Source organism: Microcoleus sp. PH2017_28_MFU_U_A, assembly GCF_020738035.1.
Classification (GTDB): Bacteria; Cyanobacteriota; Cyanobacteriia; order Cyanobacteriales; family Microcoleaceae; genus Microcoleus.
Window position 1 is genome coordinate 89,833 of the sequence record NZ_JAEQCX010000044.1, and the last position, 26,084, is coordinate 115,916.

Consider the following 26,084-nt stretch of genomic DNA (forward strand, 5'->3'; position numbering starts at 1 on the left):
AAAAATGCTAATAAGTAGCTCCGGTTAATTCGGTTGACTTACTTCTTTTGGCAAAATACCAACCGCTAAGCCTGTGGCACTCAACCTCATTTCCTGGAAAATGCCAACGATGATATTTCACAAATATTCTCAATCTCCGGCAATTATTAGCAGCTTTTCAATAACTTTGTTAAGCCTAATTTTGCTAAATTCTCCTACCGCAGTTTTCGCCCACGCGGGACACGGAAATGAATTTCACCAAAGCGGCGAAACAACTCAAACTCCTGCTGCTATTTCTGTAGATGCCGAAACAGCAAAACGGTTGGGAATTAAAGTCTCTCCGGCTACCCGACAGCGACTAGATATCGGCATCAAAACCACAGGACAAATTGAAACTTTGCCAAACCAAAAGGTAGAAGTAACGGCTTCGGTAGCTGGCAAAGTGGTAGAGTTGTTAGTTAAGCCTGGAGATAAAGTATCAAAAGGTCAACCGGTTGCGGTTTTGTCGAGTTCAGAATTAGGACAGTTGCGCGTTGAATCTCTCTCGAAACGAGCGGAAGCTGAGGCAGATTTGCAGCAAGCACAAGGCGATTTGAAACTAGCACGAGAAAATTACGATCGCCAAATTCAAATCTCTGAAGCAGAAATAATACAAGCCCAAACTCAACTGACAGCGGTAACTAAGCAGTACCAACGAGAGCAAGAATTAGTAAACAAGCGTTCAGTTGTCAAAGTTGCTAAGGAAAATTATCAACGTCAGATTGAAATAGCGCAAGCAGAGATAGCGCGGGCGGAAACTGAACTGACTGTGGCTAAGGAACAGTTCGATCGCGATCGCGAGTTAGTTGCGTCAGGGGCGATCGCGCGGCGTACAATGCTAGAGTCGCAATCTCACTTCGCCGAAGCTAAAGCCAATGTTGCCAAGGCAAAAAGCCGTCCCGAAGTTATTAAAGCCGAAACCGAAATTAAACAAGCCGAAGTAGATCTGCCGGTGCGGGAATTGCGCGATTCCCAAAGCAAGGTAGCCGAGGCAAAAGCTCAACTCACCAAGGCTCAGAGCCGCCGGGAAGTGCTGGAAGCCGAGAATCAGGTCAAACGCGCCAAAACTGCCGTCGCAGTCGCTCAGTCGCGCATTCGCTTAGCCGACGCAGCCTATCAAGCGCGGCTGCAACAATTAGGCACTGTTGCGAACGATCGAGGACTTGTCACCGTAATTGCTCCGATTTCTGGTACGATTGCCGATCGCGCCATCACCCCAGGAGAGTCTGTAAGCGCTGAAAAACCGTTGATGAGCGTCTTAAATGACAGCCGGGTTTTTGCCACCGCCAACATTTACGAAAAAGATTTGAATCAGGTAAAACAGGGCCAGGAAGTCAGGGTAAAAGTTGCTAATTTGGGCGATCGTATTTTCAAGGGAAAAATCACCTTAATTGGCTCATCCGTGCAAGGAGAAACGCGAGTTATCCCAGTGAAAGCAGAATTAGATAATAGTAACGGCGAGTTAAAGCCGGGATTGTTTGCTGAGTTGGAAATTTTAACTAACAAAAATGTTACTAATGTTTTAGCAATTCCGAGTACAGCGGTAGTAGATGTTAGCGGTAAAAAAACCGTTTACGTCCAAAATGGCGATGCTTATCAAGCGGTTGACATTGAAGTCGGTCAAACTGCGGGGGATTTAGTAGAAATTAAGAGCGGTTTATTCGATGGAGATTTGATTGTAACCCAGCGGGCGCCTCAACTTTACGCCCAATCTTTGCGGGGCGGTAGTAAGCCATCAACAAGCGAGGAAAAGAAAGAGGTAAGTCCTAAGGTAACAGAGGTTAACTTTAATAATTTGCCTGTGTCTTTATTGTGGGCGGGAGTTGGGGGAGGAATTGCGATCGCATCCTTGACTTTCACAGCCGGGGTATTTTTGGGAAAACGGCGCAAATTTCCAGCACTAGCAGCATCTCAAAGTCATGCCAAAAATGGTTTTTCTACCTCCGCAGTGGCAATCAATGCGAGTAAAGTAGATGAATTGCCGCATGATGACAACCACCGTGTTAAAAGCCAGGAGGCAGAAACCCAGAGTTTAAAGTAAAATTTTTGTTTACAAGTAATCACCTTGTCTGAGAGTTGATTCATTTATCTGCATCTAGAAATCTGTGCGATTCTTCTCGATCACAAATATACATCATAGGTTTTTTACGCCCTTTGAACTGAGCGCGCATGATTACTCGTTTTGAGCGCTTTGGCGGGACTGGATTGTAGTCTGTTTCGCCAAAGTTTTTTAGAGTTTGTGAGTATTTGTTGGGTGCTTTCATAATAACTATGATGAACATTCGATTGGTTATTTAAAGGATTTGTAAGGTGCGTCGCTACGAGATTGTCGTTTTTTTTGAGGATTGTAGATGGCGACGCACCCTACAGCTACTGACAGCTTACATAACCCTTAAACCAAGAGGGCTGAAGCCCAACAACGTCCGCGAATCTTTCTGAGAACCGCTATAACTTATAAATCAGACTTAAAAGAGAAACGATTTCATCCTAATTTCATTCTTGGGTGTCAATCTAGATTGAATGGCTATTTAACTGTCAACTGTCAACTGTCAACTGTCAACTGTTTAAATGTTCAGCACTATTCTGAGATGGGTAATTAATCGCCGTTGGCTAGTCGTTCTCGCCACCATTATTATTAGTCTTTGGACATTATATATCATCCCCAAAATGTCCCTCGATGTATTCCCGCCTTTTGCACCGCCGCAAGTCGAAATTCAGACAGAAGCACCGGGCCTCGCACCGGAAGAAATCGAATCTTTAGTAACACTACCGATCGAAAGTGCGATTAACGGAACTCCTGGAGTAACAGCAGTACGTTCATCTTCTGCTGTCGGCCTTTCTGCGATTAAGGTAATCTTTGATTGGGGAACTGAAATCTATCAAGCCCGCCAATTAATAACCGAAAGGTTGCAGCAAGCTCAAAGCAAACTCCCCACAGGGGTAGAAACACCACAAATTTCTCCGACAACTTCTCCGGTTGGTTTGGTAATTACCTATGCTTTTACATCAGAAACTACTCCTTTGATGGAAGTGCGCCGTTTGGTTGATTGGCAAGTCACAAATCGGCTTCTAGCCGTGACTGGCGTTGCTCAAGTTGTGGCTTACGGTGGCGAACAAAGACAGTATCAAGTATTAGTCGAACCTGCTAAGTTAAAAGCTTTTAATGTGTCCTTGCAGCAAGTTGCGGAAGCGGCGAAGGCTGCCAATGTTAACGCACCGGGAGGCTATTTAATTACACCGGATAAAGAAACGTTAATTCGAGGCGTGGGGCGGATTGAATCGGTGGCAGATTTGCAGCAATCTGCGATCGCCTCTCGTCAAGGAATACCCGTCAGAATTGGTGATGTCGCCGATGTCAAGATTGGTGCTGCGATCAAGCGGGGAAACGGCAGTTTTAACGGCAAAAAAGCTGTGATTGTGATGGTAAACCGACAGCCCGTTGCTGATACTCCGACGGTAACGAAGGCGGTTGAGGCGGCAATGGCTGAGGTACAGCAAGCTTTGCCGAAAGATATTAAAGTTACTGTGACTTTCCGGCAGGAAGAGTATATCAATTCTTCGGTGGAGAATGTGCGATCGGCTTTAGTTGAAGGCAGTATCATTGTCACCATCATTCTCATCCCGTTTTTGATGAATTGGCGCACTCTGACGGTGGTTTTGCTCGATTTCTTCCTAACTTGGCTGTTCGGGCTGCTGGCGATGTATTGGCTGGGTTTGGGATTGAATACGATGACTTTGGGTGGTTTGTCGGTGGCGATCGGCACTGCGATCGACGATGCGATTGTTTATGCTGAAAATACCTACCGCAATTTACGAGAAAATACGGCTTCTGAGCATCCGCGCCCGGTGATGGATGTGATTTTTGATGGCAGTCAAGAGGTGCGCGATTCGTTAATTGGAGCGACAATAATTGGGATTGTGGTGTTTTCGCCGATTTTTACTTTGCCGGGTGTAGAAGGTCGAATTTTTACGCCGATGGGGATTACTTATTTGGTGGTTGTGGTGATTTCTAGTTTAGAATCGCTGTTCGTTTCTCCGGCGCTTTGTGCTATTTTATTGCCGAACAAACGCATGAGTGCCAAGGAACCTTGGTTACCGAGATTTTGCAAGCGCATCTATCACTTTTTTATCCAATTATCAATGCGGTATTCGGCGATAATTTTAGTTTTAGCTGCTGCTAGTATGGTGGCTGCTTTAGTTATTTTGCCTTCCTTTGGACGGGTGTTTTTGCCGGAGTTTCAGGAGCAAACTTTGGTGAATACGATTCTGCTTTATCCAGGGGTGTCTTTGGAGGCGACGGATAGCGCGGCTTTTGCGATGGAAGATGCACTTAAGGACGATCGCAGATTTGAATACGTGCAAGTGCGATCGGGTAGAGCTCCGGGCGATGCTGATGCTGCGGGTGTCAATTTAGCTCACATCGATATTGGTTTGAGCGAGGAAGGAATGAAAAATCGGTCGAAAACTTTGGAGTATTTGCGGCAGGAATTTGCGAAATTGCCGGGAGTTGCACCAAATATCGGCGGTTTTATTTCTCACCGGATGGATGAGGTTTTGTCCGGTGTCAGGAGTCAAATTGCTGTGAAAATCTTTGGCCCGGATTTGAATCAACTTCGCACTATCGGTGCTCAAGTTGAAGCGCAAATGAAAACTGTGAAGGGAATTGTGGATTTGCAACTGGAACCGCAGGTGCCGGTGCAGCAGATTCAAATTAAGTTTAACCGCCAAGCTGCGGGGAGATACGGTTTGAAAATTGGAGAACTTTCAGAAATCATCGAAATAGCTTTAAATGGCAAAGTTGTATCCCAAGTTTTGGAAGCACAGCAAACTTTTGATTTAGTTGTCTGGTTGCAGCCTGAAGCCAGAAATAACTTAGAAACTATTCAGAATTTGTTGGTTGATACCCCCCCTCTTTTCCCCCCTTATAAAGGGGGCGATGAAAGGGGGGGTAAAATCCCCCTCGCGCAAGTTGCGACTGTGACATACGGTACGGGCCCAAATACGATTAACCGCGAGAATGTTTCTCGGCTGATTGTGGCGGCGGCGAATGCGAAAGGTAGGGATTTGCGATCGGTTGTGAATGAAATTCAAGCTAAAGTCAAGCGGGAGGTGCAGTTACCGTTTGGTTATTTTATCCAGTACGGCGGTCAATTTGAGGCGGAACAAAGGGCTTCGCAGAATATTATAGTGTTTAGCGCGATCGCCTTTTTGGTCATTACCGTCTTGATGTACTTGTCCGTTAAGTCGATCGCTTCAACTGCGATGATTATGATCAATTTGCCGATCGGCTTAGTTGGAGGAGTAATTGCTGTAGCTTTGACTGGCGGTATAATTTCCGTCGCTTCCCTGGTTGGGTTTGTCACATTATTCGGCGTAGCTACCCGCAACGGCTTGCTGTTAGTAGACAACTATAACTCTAAATTTGCTGAAGGAATGCCCTTTCAAGAAGCCGTTGTTAAAGGCTCGATGGAACGCCTCAACGCCATTTTAATGACCGCTTTAACTTCAGCTTTGGGTTTAGCACCGTTAGTCTTAGAAGGCGGGCCAGGAAAAGAAATATTACAACCTTTGTCGATCGTAGTTTTAGGAGGATTGTTTACTTCTACGGCGTTAACTCTGTTAGTTTTGCCAGCTTTGTACGCTCAATTCGGGAAGTTTTTACGGCCTCAAGAACCTGAGCCTGTTGCTGAAGATGAAAAAACTGGTTTAAGTGCTTTCTAGCAACGATTCGGGCTATTGCTGAAGATTTTTTGATGATTTTCCTTGACAAGCGAATTTCTTCATGGTACCCGCCACGTGATTTATCCGTGGAATCAATCCCAAATCGAAAATCGAAAATCCTCTCTTCCCCCGGATTTATCCGTGGAGTCGCCTCTAAAATCTAAAATCTAAAATCTAAAATCTAAAATCGATTGACGCCCTGTTTTAAAATGCCATAATTTACGAATAATTGTCCGCAAAAATTCAAGCACATGAAAACGATCAAATCAAGTTTAATTATTCTCGGCAGTATCGGACTGCTGTTTTTGGGAGCTTGCGGTAAAGGCGACGAAGCAAGCGATACAAAAATCACTCCCACACCCCCTCCTGCTGCTTCAAAACCTGCGTCTTCTGCTCCCGCTGCTGCTCCCGCTGGTGCAAAAGGAGCTAAAGGCGGTCAAGTTGTCAATGCTGGAGCTTACCATTTAGAGTTTGTACCTGAAAAACAAGCTACTGGAACTCACTTAGATTTGTACCTGCAAAAAGGCGATAAAAAGGAACCGGTTCCTGACGCAAAAGTGTCAGCACAAGTGCAGTTGCCGAGTGGAAAGCAACAAACCCTAGCTCTCAAATACGATCCTGAAGGCAAACATTACGCTGTTGTATTTCCCGGCAAAGATCCAGGCCAGTATCCTGTGAAGGTGAATGCGGATATTAAGGGAGAAAAAGTAGACGGTCGTTTTACATTCACTCAATAGTTTGAGTTGAATTTAGTTGTAAAAACCCGGTCGGATCGACCGGGGTTTTGTTAATTTAGAGTTGAAGAATTAATTATATCCTAACGCAATTGGTACTTTTCAAAAGGTACGTAGTTGCGCTTTAGCGCTAAAGCGCAACTACGTACCTAGCGCGACATAAGGTTACTTTTTATGAGAATTTTGCTAGTTGAAGATGAGCCAGATTTAGGAAAGGCGATCGATCGCACTTTGAAGCAAGAAAAATACATAGTTGACTGGGCCCAGGATGGGAATGAAGCTTGGGAATATCTAGATAGTCAGTGGACGGAATACACCCTAGCCATCTTTGACTGGTTGCTTCCGGGATTGTCGGGAATAGAATTGCTGCGAAGATTGCGCGCCAAACATAGTTTTTTGCCAGTTTTGATGCTGACAGCCAAAGACAGGATGGAAGATAAAGTGGCGGGATTGGATGCGGGGGCTGACGATTATTTAGTCAAGCCCTTCGGGATGGCGGAACTGTTAGCAAGGTTGCGGGCGCTGCAAAGGCGATCGCCCCAAATACAGCCCCAACAGATACAAATCGGAAATCTCGCCTTAGATTGCGGGAATCGCACAGCTTTTTATCTCAATCAAAACGGCACAAACCAGACAATTTCGCTGACTAACAAAGAATTTCAATTGTTAGAATATTTGATGAAACATCCGAACCAAATTGTCACGACTGACCAAATTCGGAATCAGATATGGGAAGCCAGCGCAGATACTTTTAGCAATGTAGTAGCCGCTCAAGTGCGCTTGCTGCGGCGCAAACTCGAATCCGTTGGCTGTGCGAACTTAATTGAAACTGTCCACGGCGTCGGATATCGGATGAAAAGTTGAATTCTGCCTTCAAAATTACTTTTAGACTCGGCGGTTGAAACCGCGTCTACACAAACAATGTCCGCCTCCGCGGACTAAGAAAAGTTGAAATCGCATTTACACAAACAAAGTCCGCCTTTGCGGACTCAGAAAAGACTATTTATTTTCCTCCCTTCTACTAATTCTCTCTTTTCTCCTTCTCTGCGTCCTCTGCGTTCTCTGCGGTAAATAAAAAAATATCATCCCAATCAATTACCAATTACCAATTACCAATTACCCAATCATGAATTGTGAATCAAAATAAACTATTTAACCGCACTCGATCGCAATTAGCGATTTCCTACGCCGCAGTCATGGGTTTGATTTTAAGCTTGTTGGGATTTGGTGTATATAAGGCGATCGCCCACGCGCACTGGATTGCGATCGATCGCGAACTAGAATCGGTAGCGGGGACACTCCACGATAGCCTCGAAATCAAGCTACAGCAACCCGGACGCCTAGAACCAATCGTCAATGAACTTTTGCCAAACCTCCGCGTAATTGGAGTTAACGGCGTTAAAGAACAGTTAGCCGATCGCCATATTTTAAGCGCTATCAACCAAAGCTATTACTATATTCGTTTATTTGACTCTTCTGGGAAATTGATTGCTACAGCAGGCGCTTATCCCGAAACATTGCCGCCGATATTTAACTCCCAACACTGGCAAACAATCGCTGACAGCAAAGGGAATATTTATCACCAAATTTCTGTATCACTGCACACAAACACCCTGGAAGATTGGGGATACTTTCAAGTAGGACGGAGCTTGCAAGACTTCAACAGTTATCTCAGTACAGTGAGATTAATTTTGAAATTAGGATTGCCGACAGCCTTGATTTTGGTGGTTTTTTCTAGTTGGTGGCTGGCAGGATTGGCAATGAAACCGATTTATTCTTCTTACCGACAAATCCAACAGTTTACGGCGGATGCTGCCCACGAATTGCGAACGCCTTTAGCGGCATCTCAAGCCACTGTAGAATCGGCGCTGTTAATGCCACAATTGGATGAGAAAGAAGCACGGGAAATTTTGCAGACTGTCGATCGCCAAAACCGACGATTGACTCAGTTAGTCACTGATTTGTTGCTGTTGGCGCGGATGGACTCTCAGGTGAAATCCGTTAGCGAAGCCCTCGAAGAGGATCGCCCTCAGCTTTGTTGTTTAAACGACTTGGTGGGCGATTTAGTCGAGGAATTGGCTGCTTTGGCGAGATCCTCCCAGGTAGCGCTAACATCCGAAATCCGCGTACAGCATCCATTGAATGTTGTCGGAGATGCCGATCGACTTTACCGTCTCGTTACTAACTTAATTGTCAACGCCATTCAATACACTCCCCCTGGCGGAAAAGTCACAGTAATCTTAGATTGCACTCACCAAGAGGCGATAATTCAGGTGCAAGATACCGGGATTGGGATAGCGGCGGCAGATTTAGGGCGGATATTCGATCGCTTTTACCGAGTCAACAAATCTCGATCGCGCCATACCGGCGGATCGGGACTCGGATTGGCGATCGCCCGCGCGATCGCCCGCGCACACCGCGGCAGCCTCAGCGCCCGCAGCGAATTGGGTTCTGGTAGCACATTTCTCCTGCGGTTGCCTTTGTGAGCTACTATGTGGGGGAAACTGACATCTTGCACCATTTTCAAGAACAGGCAAGATGCCTGTTCCACAAAGACTAAATCTTGTTGTGGGGTGGGCATCCTGCCCGCCGATGATAGTTTGCACCATTTTCAAGAACAGGCAAGATGCCTGTTCCACAAAAACTAAATCTTGTTGTGGGGAGTAGGGGTTGGGCATCCTGCCCGCCCGTGAAAGGCTTATTGAGAATTGTGCAAGATGTGAGGAAAACCGAATCATCTTTTTGTGGTAATCCCTTCGGCAATATGTAGCGCGATCGCCCAAAATCAATAAATAGTGATTAATCATCAGTCAGCAGAGAGAAAATCTATGACAGTTTTAGAACAGGGAACAATCTCAATCCATACCGAGAATATTTTCCCGATTATCAAGAAATCGCTATACACCGACCACGAAGTCTTCTTGCGGGAACTAATTTCTAACGCCGTCGATGCCATAGCCAAACTCAAAATGGTTTCCCGTTCCGGCGAATACAGCGGCGACATTGGCGAACCACAAATCAATATTGCGATCGACAAAGAAAACAAAACACTCTCAATTACCGACAACGGCATCGGGATGACAGCCGACGAAGTAAAAAAATACATCAATCAAGTCGCCTTCTCCAGCGCCGAAGAATTTATTCAAAAATATCAAGGCAGTGGCGACGACGCAATTATCGGCCACTTTGGACTCGGTTTCTACTCTTCTTTCATGGTCGCTCAGAAAGTAGACATAGACACCCTTTCTTACCAAGAAGGCGCACAAGCAGTACATTGGTATTGCGATGGTTCACCCGCTTTTGAACTATCAGAATCCGCCCGCACCGAACGCGGCACTACGATTACTCTCACTCTCCAAGACGAAGAACTAGAATATGTAGAAGCCACTCGCATTAAGCAGCTAATCAAAACTTACTGCGATTTCATGCCAGTTCCGATCAAATTTGAGGGAGAGGAACTCAACAAGCATAAGGCAATTTGGCGGGAAGCAGCCAGCAATTTGCAGAAAGAAGATTACTTAGAATTGTACCGCTATCTTTATCCGTTTCAAGACGAGCCGCTACTTTGGGTACACCTGAACACAGATTATCCTTTCATTGTCAACGGCATTCTTTTCTTTCCCAAATTGCGGCCGGATGTCGATGTTACCCAAGGTAATATCAAGCTATTTTGCAACCAAGTTTTTGTCAGCGATCACTGCGAAGAAATTATTCCAAAATTCTTGATGCCGCTGCGGGGAGTCATTGACAGTACCGATATTCCCCTGAACGTTTCTCGCAGTTCTTTGCAAAGCAATCGCACAGTCAGAAGAATCGCTGATTATATTGCGAAGAAAGTGGGCGATCGCCTAAAAGAACTTTACCGCGACGACCGCGATGAATACATCCGTTGCTGGCAAGATATCGGCACTTTTGTCAAGTTTGGATCTCTCAACGATGATAAGTTCAAAAAACAAGTCGAAGATATCTTAATCTACCGCAGCACCTACGAACCAACAGCAGAAAAACCAGAAATTGCAACGCCAGAAGTGCAGGTGCAAACTGAGGACGGAGATTTGTGGCAAGATGTTACTCCAAAATCGGACAGTTCTACTTCGACGCAACCTTACACGACGCTGAAAGAGTATTTGGAACGCAATCAAAAACGCCACGAAAACCGCGTATTTTACTGCACAGAACCTGCGTCACAAGCAACTTACGTCGCCCTGCACAAAAGCCAAGGTTTAGAAGTGCTGTTTATGGATTCTTTCATTGACACGCACTTTATCAGTTTCTTGGAACGCGAATACTCAGATGTTAAATTCTCGCGGGTGGATTCCGACATCGACGACACACTAATTGACAAAGAAAAAGAAGCCGAAATTGTCGATCCGGCGACTAATAAAACTCGCAGCGAACAAGTTAAAGAACTGTTCCAAAATGCTCTCAACAAGCCAAAAGTAAACATCCGCACAGAAGCTTTGAAGTCTGACTCTGCTGAGGCGGCGCCACCTGCGATCGTCCTGTTACCAGAAGCTTTGCGCCGGATGCGCGATATGACGGCGCTTTTGCAGCAGCAAGCAGCGCAATTCCCCGATGAACACGTTTTGCTGGTGAATACGTCTCACCCGCTGATTCAAAATCTGGCTAATTTGAGTCAGGGTGCGATTATTCAAGGCGGCGGCGAGTCTCCCTCGGCGCAGTTGGCCAGCATGATTTGTCACCACGTTTATGACTTGGCTTTGATGGCCCAGAAGGGTTTCGATGCTGAAGGGATGCAGGAGTTTGTCGAGCGATCGAACCATGTCTTGACAAAATTGACTGAACGTGCAATGTAATTAACCCCCCTCCCTTGCTAAGGGGGAGTGGTTTTATACAAACTAGGTACGTTGTTGGGCTTCAGCCCTCTTTATAAGATTAGGAAAGAGGGCTAAAGCCCAACAACATACCTTAGCCCAAGCGCAAGCCAACTGCGGAAGCAAAAGTTGATTTCCCTTGCTGAGAGAGCGATCGGAGGTTTTCTTGTCCCCCCCTTAACAAGGGGGGCTAGGGGGGTTCTACGCAGTTGATATATAATAAAAGGCTGCATCAAAAAAAAGTAGTCTGGAGGGCAATATGTCACGGAAATGTCAGCTAACGGGTAAGAAGGCGAATAACGGTTTTGCGGTTTCTCACTCGCACCACCGCACTCACAAGTTGCAAGGCGCTAATTTGCAGTGGAAGCGGATTTGGTGGCCGCAGGAGAAGCGTTGGGTCAAGTTACACCTTTCTACGAAGGCGATTAAAACCTTGGAGCACAAGGGTTTGGAAATTATGGCTAAGGAAGCTGGAATTAATCTTTACAAGCTTTAAATAATCTTGTTAGTTGAGCAAAGGGCGATCGTATACATTAAAAGTGCGATCGCCCTTACTTTTATATACTGAAAAAGTTGAGGCAGAAACCGGGTTTTTTTAGATAAACACTGCATCATAACCTTAAATTTAGATAAAAAACCCGGTTTCTTGGGCATTGATGCGTCCAGGAAATTTTAACTTTTAGAGAAAAACCTGGATTAGAGGAATTTTCGGCATTTCAGTAAATAAGTAGTCATCCTCCCCTTACCTTTAACTTCGATCGCACCGCGGCTTTCAAAAAAATACTTTTCTCGCAATTGCTGATAAGTTGCCACTGTCACCTGAATGCACCCAGGCGAACCGTGAGATTCCATGCGGGAAGCTGTGTTAACGGTGTCTCCCCACAAATCGTAAATAAATTTTTTAATACCGATGACTCCAGCGACAACCGGGCCGGTATTGATCCCGATTCTGATACTAAAATCTTGATTGTGGGTATTGCTGAATTCAATAATTGCCTGCTGCATATCCAGGGCCATTTCTGCGATCGCCTCTGCGTGATCTGGGCGAGTAATTGGCAGCCCTCCCACTACCATGTAAGCATCGCCAATCGTCTTAATTTTTTCCAAACCGTGCCTTTCTGCTAAGTTGTCAAAAGTCGAAAAAATATCATTCAGCAACGCAACTAATTCTGTTGGAGAAACTCGCGCACTCAATTGAGTAAAACCTACGATGTCCGCAAATAATACAGTAACATCAGCAAAAGTATCTGCGATCGTGCTATCTCCCCGCTTCAACCGATTTGCTATTTCTTCAGGCAAAATATTCAACAACAACCGTTCTGACTGTGCTTGTTGAACTCGCAGTGCATTTAAAGTTTCATTGAGAGCATTAGTTCGTTCTTCAACTCTAGATTCTAACTCTTCATTCAGCTTGCAAAGCGCAATTTCAGCCCGCCTGCGGTCTGTGACATCCGTACCGATTGCCAGCAGCCCCGCGAACTTTCCGGCCGCATCAAACAGCGGTTTATTTGCCCAGGATACGCAAACGCGAGATCCACTGCGCCGCATACTTTCATTTTCATTTGTTGTATACTGTTCCGGGTTATTTAAAATATTGCTCAATAACACGGCCAGGTCGTTTCCCCCTGTATCTGTCTGGGGTAGAATTGTGCCAACTGCGTGTTTTCCCAGTATTTCTTCTTCTCTGTAACCAAAAAAATTCTGTGCAAACTCGTTAAAAAAAGTAATATTACCTTCTGTATCTAGTTTTAAAATAATGCTGTTAGCATTTTCGACCAATTCCCGATACTTAACTTCGCTTTGCCGCAGCAAATCCTCTGCTGATGCGCGTTCTGCTACTGTGGCAGCTAACAGCAGCGAAGTAATTACAATTACGCTCATGAAAGCCTGCAAAAATAAGATTGCTTGATTAATATTTATGGCTTTGGTAATAAACGGGCCAGATCCCTGAGAGCCTCCCCAAATGGCAATACTGGATACAATAAAATATGCTAAAACAGCTCCGCGCTGACCGAATTGAATGGTTGCCCAAATCACCAACGGAAATGGCAAGTATTCTAGGGGATAGCCGGATAGATTACTATCAGTTTTTGATGTGTATACTAGCCAACTGACTATTATTAATAGTAGCAAACATATGGCGCATAAAATTATATTTACAAGTGTTTTAATCTTAATTTTTTGTTGATTGCGTGTCGCTATCTTTTGGTAAAAGATTAGCAGCATAGGAGTAAAAATCAAAACTCCTAAGGTGTCTCCAAGATACCAATTCCACCGAATTTCCCAATATTCGCTCCAGTCAATAAGACCAGTCAAACACAGCCGCAGCGTGCCGAGAGTGCAGTTGATTTGAGTGGCAACTACAGCACCGCAAAAGATTAAACTGACTACATCAATTAGTCGATCCAGTGAGGGGCGAAACTTGAACTGTTGCAGCAAAGTAAATGCACATAAAGCTTGCAAACAACCGCAAAAAGCACTAATTGTTGCATTTATTAAGGATATTTTGAGGTTGAGAGTCTCGTAAAAAAATACGCCTAAAGCTATTCCCGGCCAAAGGCGCCGACCAAATAATAAAACTGCTGCTTGGGCAATTCCTGCGGGCGGCCAGACGCAGGTAGCTAATTTATTCACGCCGGGGATTGAAGATGCTATTTTAGCTCCTAAAGCGTAAGCAAAGGCAATGACAGCTATTTTTCCTAAATATTGCCAATTTATAGATTGAATAAATCGCATAAATTGATTTTTGTTTTGGTTCATAGTGACTTTTATATTTTTAACTAACTATACCAACCGTCAAAACTATTAGGGAATTTTTAATTATTTAAATAGAATTGTTGGCTTTGTTTGTACGGGCTAAGCACAGGTGCGTTGCTACTCAAAAAATTGATTTAAATTGAGGTTTTTTCACTAGCGACACACCCTACAACTACTATTACTTCTTCCTTTTTGCCTCTTTCATTTTCCTTATTTTATAACTTGATTCCTGTGAGAAAATAAGTGTTCATCTCGCCTTTGCCTTTGACTTCAATGGTGCCGCGACTTTCTAATAAATACTTGTCCTGCAATCGCTCGTAAGTTGCAGATGTAACTTGAATTTGACCGGGTAAGCCGTGAGATTCCATACGGGAAGCGGTGTTAACTGTGTCTCCCCACAAATCGTAGATAAATTTTTTGATGCCGATGACTCCGGCGACAACCGGGCCGCTGTTGATGCCGATTCTGATGCTGAAATCTTGATTGTTGGTATTGCTGAAGTCAATAATTGCCTGCTGCATATCCAGGGCCATTTGGGCGATCGCCTCTGCGTGATCGCTGCGGGGCATCGGCAGCCCTCCAACTACCATATAAGCGTCACCAATGGTTTTGATTTTTTCCAATCCGTGCTTTTGGGCTAGGCGATCGAATGTCGAAAAAATCTCGTTAAGCAAGGAAACTAATTCCGGCGGAGAAATTTGGGAGCTAATTTGAGTAAAACCGACTATATCTGCAAACAATACTGTGACTTCGGCAAAAGTATCGGCGATGATGCTTTGGTCTTGTTTGAGTCTTTCGGCGATCGGTTTCGGTAAAATGTTCAGCAGGAGACGATCAGATTTTTCTTGTTCTAAACGCAAAGCTGCCTCAGCTTCTTTGCGAGTTGTGATATCTTCGACAGTACCTTCGTAATAAAGCAAATTTCCATGTATGTCGCAGACAGTATAAGCATTTTCGGAAATCCAAATTATACTGCCATCTTGGCGGTAAACTTGAGATTCAAAATCCGATACTTTGCCGTTTGTTCGCATTAAGTGGATGACTTCGGCGCGGCGTTCCGGGTCTACATATAGCTGGCGGTTGATATCAGTTAACTTTTCCAGCATTTCCTCACAGGAACTGTAACCATAAATGCGAATTAAAGCTGGGTTGACGCTAAGATATTCTCCATCTGGAGTAGTTTGAAAGATGCCGACGATCGCATTTTCAAATATGCTGCGGTATTTTGCCTCAGCTTGTCGCAGGGCTGCTTCAGCGCGCTGGCGTTCTCGCGCTTCCACTGCAAAAGTTACAGAGTCTGTTAGAGAAACAGCGAAACTTTGTTCTTCGATAGTCCAATAACGCGGCATTCCTACGTGTTCTAAACAGAGGACTCCTGCTGTTTCTCCGCCTATCTGAATCGGCGTATCTAGCATGGAAGTGATGCCTAACGGAATTAGGTAAGCTTCCACAAATTCTCTAGTTCTAAAATCTTTTTGGGCGTCAAAGGCAGCAATTGCGCGCTCTTCTCGGAGTGCTTGAAAATAGACAGGATAGTCTGCTTCTGCTAATTCCATACCCTCTGAGTGCTGGTTGAGGGCGCGATCGAACAAATCCAGGCACTCCATCTTGGATTTAGGGCGATCGTACAACCAGATACTCGATCGCGCAACTTCCAGAGTACGGCTAGCAGTTTCAGTGATTTCTTGAAGCGCTTTGGTTAAGTCGCCTTGATTCAGCGCTTTATTTTTGGCTAAATCAATTAATGCCGATTTCTGTTTCTGTAGCTGAAGTTCGCTTTGTTTCAGGGCATTTGTCCGCTCTGCAACTCGGATTTCCAGCTTTTCGTTCAGATGAAGCAGCTCTATTTCAGCTTTTCGGCGATCGGTGATATCTGTCCCGATGCAGAGGATGCCCAAAAGTTCTCCTGCTGCATCAACCAGCGGCTTATTTGCCCAAGACACCCAAACGCGAGATCCGTTACGCCGAATATTTTCATTTTCATAGCTAGTAAAGCGATCGGGATTTTGTAAAATCTGATTGTAAACCAACTCTAAGTTATTCCCTTCGATGTCGCTCATGGGAATGATTGTTCCCACAGCACTTTTCCCCAGGATTTCTTCCTGATTGTAGCCAAAGAATATTTCTGCAAACTCATTAAAAAAAGTAATCGTGCCGTCGGGAGATAGTTTGACAATAATACTGTTAGCATTTTCCACCAATTCTCGATATTTAATTTCGCTTACTCGCAGAGATTTTTCTGCCTCCGCGCGTTCGGCTACCGTCGCGGCTAATAACAACGAAGTAATCGTAACTACCGCCATAAAAGCTTGTAAAAATAAGATAGCCTGACTAATATTTTCGGCTTTAGCTATAAATGGCCCAGATCCGTGAGAACTGCCAAAAATTGCGATACTTGACACAAGAAACGATCCTAAGACAGCGGCCCGCTGACCGAATTGGAGCGACGCCCAAATTATCAAAGGAAACGGCAAATATTCCAGGGGATAGCGAGAAATAGAAGCTTCATTTTTTGACTCAAAGACAAGCCAGCTTACCCCAATTAATAATATTAACCATACTCCCCGCCAAATTAAATAATTTTTAGGGAGTTCGGTTTGTCTTTTTAAGCGATCGGCGGTTGCCTTAGGACGCAAAAATATTAAAATCAAAGGAGTTAAAATTAAAACTCCCATTGCATCTCCCAGCCACCAATTCCACCGGAGCGACCAGTATTCTGCCCAATCTACTTTGCCAGCTAAATATATGGAAAACGCGCCAATAGTGCAACTAATCTGAGTAGAAACTAAACCGCCCAATAAAATTAAATTAACTACATCTTTCAAACGTTCTAGAGACGGACGAAACCCCAGCCAGCGCAGCACAGTGGCTGCAAAAACAGCTTGCAAAACTGCTCCTACGTTGCCTCCCACCCAAATTGCAAATATCTGTTCGCTTGGGTTAACTAAATTGAGGAAAAATATACCCAAAACAATCGCAGGCCAGGCTTTTGGGCCAAACAATAAAAGTCCGGCTTGTGCAATTCCTGCGGGCGGCCACACCGAGGAAGCAAAGGGATTGACACCTTGAATTGCAAATGCTAGCCTCGCCCCCACGGCGTAAGCGATCGCCACGAGAGTTACTTGGGCTAAGTAGCGCCCTATTCGGGATTGAGGGAATCGAAGAAACTGATTTAGGTTCAGATTCATGTCGAGTTTTAAGTTTTATATAAGTTTATGTAGGGTGCGCTGCGCGCACCTTGCTAGCCTCAATGTAGGTGCAGCAAGCACCTTATACCAATTTTTTGTGAGGCTACTCCCGAATCCGATCCCCCCTAACCCCCCTTAATTAAGGGGGGGACAAGATTCCGGTCAAAGTCCCCCCTCCCACCAGGGGAATTTAGGGGATCGAGATATATGCAACTTCACATTAAATTGGTATTACCGTTACAAAAACTTATTTGATGGCAGCATCAATCCACTGTTTTAAAGTAGAATTGACTTCCTCAATCAGAATTTCATGGGCTTTGTGAGTTGCTCTTTCCACAACTTCAACTTTCCCTAATTTCACCGAACGACCCGGAACAATGCGATAGGGAATGCCGATTAAATCTGCATCTTTGAATTTAACTCCTGCTCGTTCGTCGCGGTCATCTAGTAAGGTTTCAATTCCGGATTGGTTGAGTTCATTGTAGAGTTTTTCGGCGACTTCTACTTGTTGGGCGTCGGAAATATTGGGGATGCTAATGATGGCGTGATACGGCGCGATCGCCACTGGCCAGATTATTCCGTCTTTATCGTAGGATTGTTCTACCGCAGATTGAGCCAGCCGCGACACGCCGACGCCGTAGCAGCCCATGATAAAGGGCATTTCTTCGCCTTGTTCGCTGGTGTAGGTGGCGCCCATCGCTTGCGAGTATTTGGTGCCTAATTGGAAGATGTGGCCGACTTCGATGCCTCTGGCGGTTTGCAAAGTTTGTTCGGGATTGTGCACCGCCCGATCGCCCTTTTTAGCAGTTCTGACGCCCACAACCGTTGCTGGTAGCGGAAATTCTTTACCCCAATTGGCGCCGACCACGTGGTATCCTGACTCATTGGAACCAGTGACAAAGTTTGTTAGATCGACGGCAGTGCGATCGATCAAACGCAAAAACTTAGAATTTACCTCCTTACTTCCAGCGATATAATCATCAGCAACATCCGGAGCCATATAACCCAGAGGCAAAGATTTAGCCGCCCATTTCCGCTGAGCTTCCGCATCAGGAACAGTCAAAAATAGGATTGTTTTAGCTTGATAATTGCCAGCTAACTTTGTCAATTCATTCAGCAACTTTACCTGATTCACATCTTGGTCACCGCGAATGCTTACCAACACCAAGACAGTCATGCCATTATCATAAACAGCCTGATAAAGCACATTTTTGACAACTTGCGTCGGAGAACACTTCAAAAACTTGCAAAGTTTAGCAATTGTTTCAGTTCCCGGCGTTTCCCGCTTTTCAAAACTTGCAAAAGGCGAAGCTTGGGCATCAGCAGGCATCGACACAGCCTTCTCCACATTAGCAGCATACTGACCATCTTCAGTATATAGAACTTCATCCTCTCCCGCTTCTGCCAGCACCATAAACTCTTGAGAACCAGAGCCGCCAATCGCACCAGAATCAGCATCTACCGCTCGGAATTCCAAGCCCGATCGGCGCAGCATATTGCTGTAAGCTTGAGCCATATCCTGATAAGTTTTCTTCAAGCTTTCTTCGCTCGTGTGGAAAGAATAGCCATCTTTCATGATAAATTCGCGACCGCGCATCAACCCAAAACGCGGGCGAATTTCATCGCGAAACTTAGTTTGAATTTGATAGAGATGTACGGGTAATTGCCGATAAGAACGAATCATATCTTTAGCAATTGTAGTAATTACCTCTTCGTGAGTCGGGCCCAGTCCCACTTCTCGCTGCTGCCTATCCTTCATAGCAAACATAATACCTTCAGCTTGAGTGTAGGTATCCCAGCGGCCGGATTCCCGCCACAAATCGGCCGGTTGCAGTTGCGGGAGGAGACATTCTTGAGCGCCGGTAGCGTCCATTTCTTCGCGCACAATTTGGGATACTTTTTTAAGAACTCGCCACATCAAAGGGAGATAAGCGTAAATACCGCTACCGATGCGTCGGATGTATCCAGCACGGAGTAATAGTTTGTGGCTGGGGATTTCTGCTTCTGCGGGGTCTTCCCGCAGGGTGACGAAAAGCATTTGAGAGAGTCGCATTGGCTGATTTCCTTAAAATACCGGATAATTGTCATCTCAGATTAACTTCTGATATTATCAGAACTCAGCCTGATTTGATGAAATCTATGAATAAACTTTGGAAAAATTATCAAAAAGGTATGGCAGCATTTGATAATTGTCACCATCCTACTCTCCTATCTCAGTGGATTGCATTACAAGATGAAATTGGAGAATTTGTGCGAGAACCTAACTTAAGCGAAATTTGGGATATTCTTCATGCTGCTGGTCGATTGCTGTACAAATTAATCGGAATTCCTTTACATCTGGTAGCCTATCCTACTGTTCGCAAACACAGCGAACGTTTTGAGGAGTACGGCTGTATTCGCAGCCGGCGCAACTGTGAGGGGAAATGCTGCAAACAGTTGACGGTTGATAGTTGACAGTTGACAGTTGACGGTTGACAGTTGATAGTTGACAGGGGGAGCATCTCAGTTTTGTAAAAAGCATTTTTTTATTATTCATAGTGCGAGCGTCCCCGCTCGCGTACTGTACAATACGCGAGCGGGGACGCTCGCACTATAAATGCAAAACACAGATGCTCCCGTTGACAGGTAGGGGCAGTGCCCCCGTGAGAACCCTCTCTTAGTTGATAGTTGCCCGTGAGGTTTTTAAACAGTTTATAGCTGATAATTCTCATAACCAGATTCATTCACGATCAATTCGCAAAACAATATCTCAAAGAACTATTAACCCCTCTCGGTAATGTCGCAACCAGCCATGACATTGCTGGAGAAGTGAGGCAGATTGACGTTTTCTTTGCCCCAAAAGCGGAACCTGATGTAGAACCCACAGCCCTCGGCATTCTGGGTCAAATTGCAGCAAAACCCGCTGTAATTGAACCATTCCGCAGTCCTGTGCAAACCGGAGAAATTCGCAGTTGTCTGGGTAAACTCTTTGATGTCCATGCTGAATATGAACGAGTCGCCACTAGAGATAATACCCAGATTGCAGAGGCTGATTTGCCCCAACTCTGGATACTGTCGCCGACTGTTTCCGATGCGATGCTAGCTGGATTTGGGGCGACTTCTGAACCTGAAAATTGGGTAAGTGGAGTTTATTTTTTGAATGTGTCTCTGAAAGCAGCAATCATTGCTATTCACCAACTCCCCCGCACTCCCGAAACGCTGTGGCTTAGGGTTTTGGGGAAGGGAAACGTGCAAAAGCAAGCTATTACCGAATTGAGAGAATTACCGTCTGATAATTTGTTTCGGTTGAACGCGTTAGAATTGTTGTACAACTTGCGAACGATATGAGAAGTCCGCCAAGACATAGATCGAGAAGATCGGGAGTTAATTATGGAACTGTCACCGCTCTATTTAAAACGGCTTGAAGAAGCAACTCAGCAAGGTATTCAGCAAGGTATTCAGCAAGGTATTCAGCAAAGTAAACGCGAGACTCTTGAGAGTATATTACAAGTAAGATTTGGCGAAATCGATGAAGAATTAGCCCCAATAATTGAGCCTTTGATTCAACTTGAACCTCTTGAAATCATACGACTGATTATGCAGCTCGATCGCCCGGAATTACTAGCTCGTTTTCTCCCGGAAAAATCAAACGGAATCCTAACTATAGAGCGCACTCTACGATATGTAGGGTGCGCCGCATCGTACCTTACTACTATAGATCGCCCCCGCTTCAAACTTGCCGGGTGCATCTGGTTTTTGAAGAGGGCGAAGCATGACCGCATATAAGTTATTAGTTATAATCTTATATTCACTGCGGTCATGCTTCGCCCCTACAAACATACCATTTCTGACTTTAGAGGGATTTATTCTTCAGCTTCAAGAGCCATAATCAGCAGTAAGGATGACATAGCTAGAGAACTGATTTACTACTCATCCGGATTGCACGAATCAAGGCTTCTGTAAGATAAAGCCTGACGAAACAAACCACCATCTAAAAAGTTGCAAATCCCCTACTTAAAAGTTAGGGGCAGATTTCAATATGCCTAATTCGGCATCAAACTTTAGGAGGTAATTTATGTTTGAAAGCGAGTTATTAATGTCGCTGTACAGTCCAAAATTCAATATTGCTCAAATGCCAATAGAAATAGATGTCCCGTTTGACCACCCCGATCTCGGAGGGCTGATGTTTCTGAGTCCTCAGTTTTTTGTGGCATTAATCGCCGGAGTCATCATGGCTTTTGGCTTCCAATTCCTGTTAACAAATTTCTCGATCGCCGCCAAAATCTCCAACTGGGATGAGGCTTTACCCGACGATGACGATGATGAGTCCGAAACTTTGGGCACTAAAGTTCGCAAGATCGAAGGCTTGGTCGGCGGTTGGATTTTAGTCACAGTTAACCTAGCTTTATTCTTAGCTTGTTTTCTGGCGGTCAAACTAACTTCAATTGCCTCGGTAGACGGCGCGGCAATTATTGGTGTGGTCATTTGGTCGGCGTACTTTTTAACGCTGGTATGGCTCGGTTCTAGCGCCGTCGGTTCGATGATTGGTTCCTTGATCAAAACTGCTTTTTCCGGCATTCAAGGTGTCATGGGTACTGCTGGTTCTGCGATCGGCGGCAAGATGGCTAGCGACCAAATGGTAAACACTGTAGAGGCGTCTGTGGCTGCTGTCCGCCGCGAGTTGGGCTCGGCTGTAGACCCGGATAGCATTCGCGAAACCATCCAAGATTATGTCGGTTCTTTGCAGTTACCGAAGCTGGATGTTAAGGAAATTCGCGGTCAATTTGAAAAGTTGCTGGGCGATACTGATATCAAATCTCTGGCGGGAAGCGATGTTCTGAAGAATGTTAACCGCCAGACTTTTGTGGATTTAATTAGCAGCCGCAGCGATTTTTCTAAGGATGAAATAAATCAAGTTGCCGACCAACTCGAAGGTGTTTGGAAGCAAACTTTCGGCAAGCAGCAAGATAAGAAAGACCCGAATTTAGAGTTAGTTGATTTTCTCAAGTTTGCGGCTCCAGATTTGCTGAAGTCTGATGAACTCAATGCCAAGCTATCTCAAATTCTGGAAACTCGGGAAAACAAATCAGAATCCAGCAGCGGCATGAAGCGCGCGATGCTGTTGGGTGTGGAAGCTCTTGTCGGCACTGTTTTGTCGCGGACGGATTTGTCGGATTTGGATGTGGAAAAAATCTCTGGTCAGTTGCAGCAATTGACTGAAAAAGGCAAGGAACAAGCTAAATCTTTGGCTTCTAAGGTGGGCGACAAAGTGCCTGCGCTGCCTTTCAATACAGCGAAGGCTGATGTGGAAAATTACTTGCTGAATGCTCAACCTTGGCATCTCAACCGAGAAACTATCAAGCAGGAATTTAGGGATGTTATTTACGATGCCGAAGCTTCTCCGGGAGCTGTTTTGGGCCAGTTAGAGATGTTAAATCCTGAGTATTTTGCAGGCATTCTGAGGCGCCGTGAGGGCTTCAGTCAGGAACAGGCTGCGGAAATTTCTGAACAGCTTGAAAGCGTGCGCCAAGAAGTTCTGGAAATTGTGCAAGGTGCTGCTGGTGAGGAACAGTCTCAAGATTTGCGTAGTCGGATTGAGAATTATTTGCGATCGACTGGCAAGGAAGAATTGAATCCTGAAGGTATCGAGAAGGACTTCCAAGCGCTGTTGGAAGATCGCGATGCTGGTTTTGAGGCGTTGCGCGATCGCCTGTCGCAATTCGATCGCGATACTTTGGTACAATTGCTCGGCCAGCGGGAAGATTTTAGCCCCGAGGAAGCGGATCAGTTAATCGGGCGGCTCGAAAGTTCGCGCGATCGCGTAATTTCCAAAGCACAAGAATTGCAAGAGCAAGCGAAATCGAAAGCGCAAGAAGTGCGCCAAAAGGTAGAAGAGTATCTCCGCAATACTAATAAGGAAGAACTCAATCCTGAAGCGATCGAGCGCGAGTTTCAAACGCTGTTAAGCGACCCGCAAGCTGGTTTGAAAGCGCTGAGAGAACGCTTGTCTCAATTCGATCGCGATACTCTGGTGCAACTGCTGTCGCAGCGCCAAGATCTCAGCGAAGAACAGGTAAATGGGGCGATCGACAAAATCGAATCCGTGCGCGACAACATTATCCACGCGCCGCAAATAGTTGCAGACAAAGCTAAGCAGCAGTACGAGGAAGTTACTACCAAAATTGGCGAGTACCTGCGCCATACTAACCTGGAAGAACTCGATCCTGAAGGCATCAATCGGGATTTGACCAAATTGTTTGAAAATCCGAAAGAAGGTGCCTTGGCGCTGCGGGAAAGACTGTCTCAGGTCGATCGCGAAACCTTGGTCAAGTTGCTTTCGCAGCGGGAAGATTTGAGCGAAGAACAGGTAAATCGGACGATCGATCGCGTGCAAGATTCGATTCGCAGCATCGTGAAATCGCCCCGCCGCTTGGCATCTCGCGCTCAAAAAACTGTCAAGGATTTCCAAGGAAGTTTGGAAAATTACCTGCGGAATACGGACAAGGAAGAGCTCAATCCTGACGGTATCAAGCGAGATTTGCAGTTGCTGTTTAACGAACCCGGAGCGGGGATCCAAAGTTTGGGCGATCGGCTGAAGCACTTTGACCGCGGTACTTTGGTAGCCTTGCTGTCCCAGCGGGAAGACATTTCCGAAGAGGAAGCGAACCAAATTGCCGATCGTATTGAATCTGTCCGCAACGAGTTTGTCGAACAAATTCAAATGGTACAAGACAAGTTCCAGTCAACAATTGACGGTATTTTCTCAAAAATCCGGGATTACCTCAATTCGCTCGATCGGCCGGAGCTCAATTACGAAGGAATCAAGCGGGACTTCCGCAAAGTATTTGACGATCCGCAGGCCGGATTTGACGCGATTAAACAGCGTTTGGGTGAATTCGATCGCGGTACTTTAGTAGCGCTACTGAGTTCTCGTTCCGATATTTCCGAGACAGACGCTCACCGAATTGTTGACCAAATGGAAGGAGCCCGGGACAGCGTTATATTGCGCGCCGAACGCCTGCAAACTGAAGCCAAAAAACGGATTAAAGAGATCAAGAACAAGACCAAACAGCAAGCAGAAGATGCGCGGGAAGCCGCCGCAACTGCTGCTTGGTGGTTGTTCGGTACGGCTCTAACTTCTGTGGTGGTTTCGGCATTGGCTGGAGCAATAGCAGTCGGCGGTATTTCGGGTTTGTTTAGCTAGAATTTCCACAAGTTTCCATTAAAGTTCTCCTGATTCTAGGCTGGCTGTGTTCCAGCCTATTTTCTTTGAAATCCTATTATCTCGGTTCCTACGTAAAAAAAGGTTCGTAGTGAGGACTTTAGTCCGCAAAAATTAATAAGGACTGAAGTCCTCACTACAAACCTTACTGTAGAAAGTTGGTAGTGAGGACTTTAGTCCGCAAAAATTAAGAAGGACTGAAGTCCTCACTACGAACCCTACTTTAGAAGGTGGTAATGGATGAAGGAACTATTATTCCCGTGCCTCCTAACTATCAACTTCCCGAAGCTGGACAAGCTTTATTAGGAAAGATTCAAGGCATGGACTTTCAAGAGCAAATTGATTTCCTGCGCGGTACAGTTTTAGAAATGGGTGCCCAAGTCGCTCCGGGCGCTGGCATTTAATTTGAGTAAAGTAAGGTGGGCATTAAACCTTTTGCAAAAATAGCTAGGAACGGGCTCTTCTGCCCGTTCCACAGAAAAAATTCTTTTTGTGGAACGGGCATCTTGCCCGTTCCAAAATTTGATTAAAAGGAATTTTGCAAAAGATATATAGCGGTTCTCAGAAAGATGAGGTATGACTGACAGCTTATATAACCACTAAACGAAGAGGGCCCAAGCCCAACTACGTACCTCATCTTTTTAAGAAAGGCTATATAGCGGTTCTCAGAAAGATGAGGTATGACTGACAGCTTACATAACCTCCCAGACAAAGAGGGCTAAAGCCCAACAACGTACCTCATCTTTCTGATAGCCGCTATATATTTATATTGCCCACCTACCGATTCCAGCTAATAAGTGAATTCAGCAGCTATGTTCCCTACAAGTTTCGGCGCACCTGCAATTAAATGCATCTCTTCGCAGCCAACTGCGAGCAATGGCTGACCTAAATTTAGATTGGCAAAATGACTCTCTTCAGAGATTTCTACTTCGCCTTTGATAAAGCCGATGCGAGACTGGAACTCTCCTTTAAACATTAGCAAATTTGTGCGATCGGCGCTAAAAATATTTCCGCTCAAAGGTAGGGGAAATCCAAAACTTTGTTTGCTGTAATTGAGACTGCACAGTTGCAGATTTCCTTGGCTAACTGTGACGCGGTAGCCTAGCGGTGATGCTTTTACTGAATCGCTGCCTTCCCAACTAAACTGAGCTAATTCTTTAGGAAGTCCCCAAATTTCGCGCCCGCCAGCTACTGAGTTAGGGTTGTCTACGTAGATGTGCGAAATCCAAGCGCCCCATTTTCCTGCATAACTGGCGATCGCGCTAACTACAATTAACTCATTGTACTCCATCACGGAACCCAGCCCGTAGGAGGATATATAAATGCCACCTAGCGTTTTTCCTGGCAATAAACAGACAATTTCTAACTCAGAGGGAACCAAGGGGCGCACTCGTGCTACATCTACCAATTGCAAAGTCTGAACAGCATAACCTTGCAGGTGCCAAGGAGCAGGTGAATATACCATTTTAAGTGATTTTAGATCTGATATTTTATATTTATTTTAGCTTAGGCTCTAAAACAGCAACAGGTTTTGGTATTTTTCATAAAATCCCGGTATATTCACGCATAAGAAAGATTAATCTGCGAATAGCGAGCAATTAGTTGACATTTGAGCAAAAGTTAAATATCG

At 45.2% G+C, this 26,084-nt stretch carries 14 protein-coding genes and 1 pseudogene; 11 read left to right on the forward strand and 4 right to left on the reverse strand.

Annotated features, from left to right (window positions below; genetic code table 11):
- The first annotated feature begins 73 nt into the window (after positions 1 to 73).
- The 7 genes from JGK14_RS10195 to rpmB all read left to right on the forward strand — a co-directional run bounded on the left by JGK14_RS10195 (position 74) and on the right by rpmB (position 11,804).
- On the forward strand, positions 74 to 2,059 hold the full coding sequence (locus tag JGK14_RS10195; RefSeq protein ID WP_442921446.1) for an efflux RND transporter periplasmic adaptor subunit: 1,986 nt from the start codon (positions 74 to 76) through the stop codon (positions 2,057 to 2,059).
- A gap of 527 nt (positions 2,060 to 2,586) precedes the next feature.
- Positions 2,587 to 5,739, forward strand: a complete 3,153-nt coding sequence (locus JGK14_RS10200; protein WP_325315033.1) for an efflux RND transporter permease subunit — start codon at positions 2,587 to 2,589, stop codon at positions 5,737 to 5,739.
- A gap of 251 nt (positions 5,740 to 5,990) precedes the next feature.
- The gene (locus tag JGK14_RS10205; RefSeq protein ID WP_293212635.1) at positions 5,991 to 6,476 is read left to right on the forward strand and encodes a hypothetical protein; all 486 of its coding nucleotides are present in this window, start codon (positions 5,991 to 5,993) and stop codon (positions 6,474 to 6,476) included.
- A gap of 171 nt (positions 6,477 to 6,647) precedes the next feature.
- The gene (gene rppA / locus JGK14_RS10210) at positions 6,648 to 7,337 is read left to right on the forward strand and encodes a two-component system response regulator RppA (protein WP_293181098.1); all 690 of its coding nucleotides are present in this window, start codon (positions 6,648 to 6,650) and stop codon (positions 7,335 to 7,337) included.
- Between the two features lie 269 nt (positions 7,338 to 7,606).
- Positions 7,607 to 8,959 carry a two-component system sensor histidine kinase RppB gene (rppB, locus tag JGK14_RS10215; RefSeq protein WP_293212637.1) on the forward strand — a complete coding sequence of 451 codons (1,353 nt, stop codon included), beginning with the start codon at positions 7,607 to 7,609 and terminating at the stop codon, positions 8,957 to 8,959.
- 342 nt (positions 8,960 to 9,301) lie between these two features.
- On the forward strand, positions 9,302 to 11,290 hold the full coding sequence (gene htpG / locus JGK14_RS10220) for a molecular chaperone HtpG (RefSeq protein ID WP_293181104.1): 1,989 nt from the start codon (positions 9,302 to 9,304) through the stop codon (positions 11,288 to 11,290).
- A 277-nt stretch (positions 11,291 to 11,567) separates the two neighbouring features.
- Positions 11,568 to 11,804, forward strand: coding sequence for a 50S ribosomal protein L28 (gene rpmB / locus JGK14_RS10225; protein ID WP_293150949.1), 237 nt, complete (start codon positions 11,568 to 11,570; stop codon positions 11,802 to 11,804).
- Positions 11,805 to 12,004: 200 nt separating this feature from the next.
- On the opposite strand, the gene JGK14_RS10230 is transcribed toward rpmB, so the two are convergent.
- The 3 genes from JGK14_RS10230 to proS all read right to left on the reverse strand — a co-directional run bounded on the left by JGK14_RS10230 (position 12,005) and on the right by proS (position 19,306).
- A complete protein-coding gene (locus JGK14_RS10230) occupies positions 12,005 to 14,068 on the reverse strand; it encodes an adenylate/guanylate cyclase domain-containing protein (protein ID WP_293191023.1) in 2,064 nt (687 codons plus the stop codon).
- Between the two features lie 212 nt (positions 14,069 to 14,280).
- Positions 14,281 to 17,253 carry an adenylate/guanylate cyclase domain-containing protein gene (locus tag JGK14_RS10235; protein WP_293217771.1) on the reverse strand — a complete coding sequence of 991 codons (2,973 nt, stop codon included), beginning with the start codon at positions 17,251 to 17,253 and terminating at the stop codon, positions 14,281 to 14,283.
- 247 nt (positions 17,254 to 17,500) lie between these two features.
- Positions 17,501 to 19,306, reverse strand: a complete 1,806-nt coding sequence (proS, locus tag JGK14_RS10240; protein ID WP_293217769.1) for a proline--tRNA ligase — start codon at positions 19,304 to 19,306, stop codon at positions 17,501 to 17,503.
- Here proS and JGK14_RS10245 point away from each other — a divergent pair.
- The 4 genes and pseudogenes from JGK14_RS10245 to JGK14_RS10260 all read left to right on the forward strand — a co-directional run bounded on the left by JGK14_RS10245 (position 19,306) and on the right by JGK14_RS10260 (position 24,858).
- Entirely contained in the window at positions 19,306 to 19,707 is a 402-nt protein-coding gene (locus JGK14_RS10245; RefSeq protein WP_293241700.1) for a hypothetical protein, read from the forward strand. The genes proS and JGK14_RS10245 overlap by 1 nt on opposite strands.
- Positions 19,708 to 19,962: 255 nt before the next feature.
- A pseudogene (locus tag JGK14_RS10250) lies at positions 19,963 to 20,865 on the forward strand (hypothetical protein); the annotation flags it as partial.
- A 442-nt stretch (positions 20,866 to 21,307) separates the two neighbouring features.
- Positions 21,308 to 24,436, forward strand: coding sequence for an MFS transporter (locus JGK14_RS10255; protein ID WP_325315034.1), 3,129 nt, complete (start codon positions 21,308 to 21,310; stop codon positions 24,434 to 24,436).
- Positions 24,437 to 24,690: 254 nt separating this feature from the next.
- Positions 24,691 to 24,858, forward strand: coding sequence for an orange carotenoid protein N-terminal domain-containing protein (locus JGK14_RS10260; RefSeq protein ID WP_293181124.1), 168 nt, complete (start codon positions 24,691 to 24,693; stop codon positions 24,856 to 24,858).
- A gap of 386 nt (positions 24,859 to 25,244) precedes the next feature.
- On the opposite strand, the gene JGK14_RS10265 is transcribed toward JGK14_RS10260, so the two are convergent.
- Positions 25,245 to 25,919 carry an acetoacetate decarboxylase family protein gene (locus tag JGK14_RS10265; RefSeq protein WP_293181127.1) on the reverse strand — a complete coding sequence of 225 codons (675 nt, stop codon included), beginning with the start codon at positions 25,917 to 25,919 and terminating at the stop codon, positions 25,245 to 25,247.
- Positions 25,920 to 26,084: the final 165 nt, after the last annotated feature.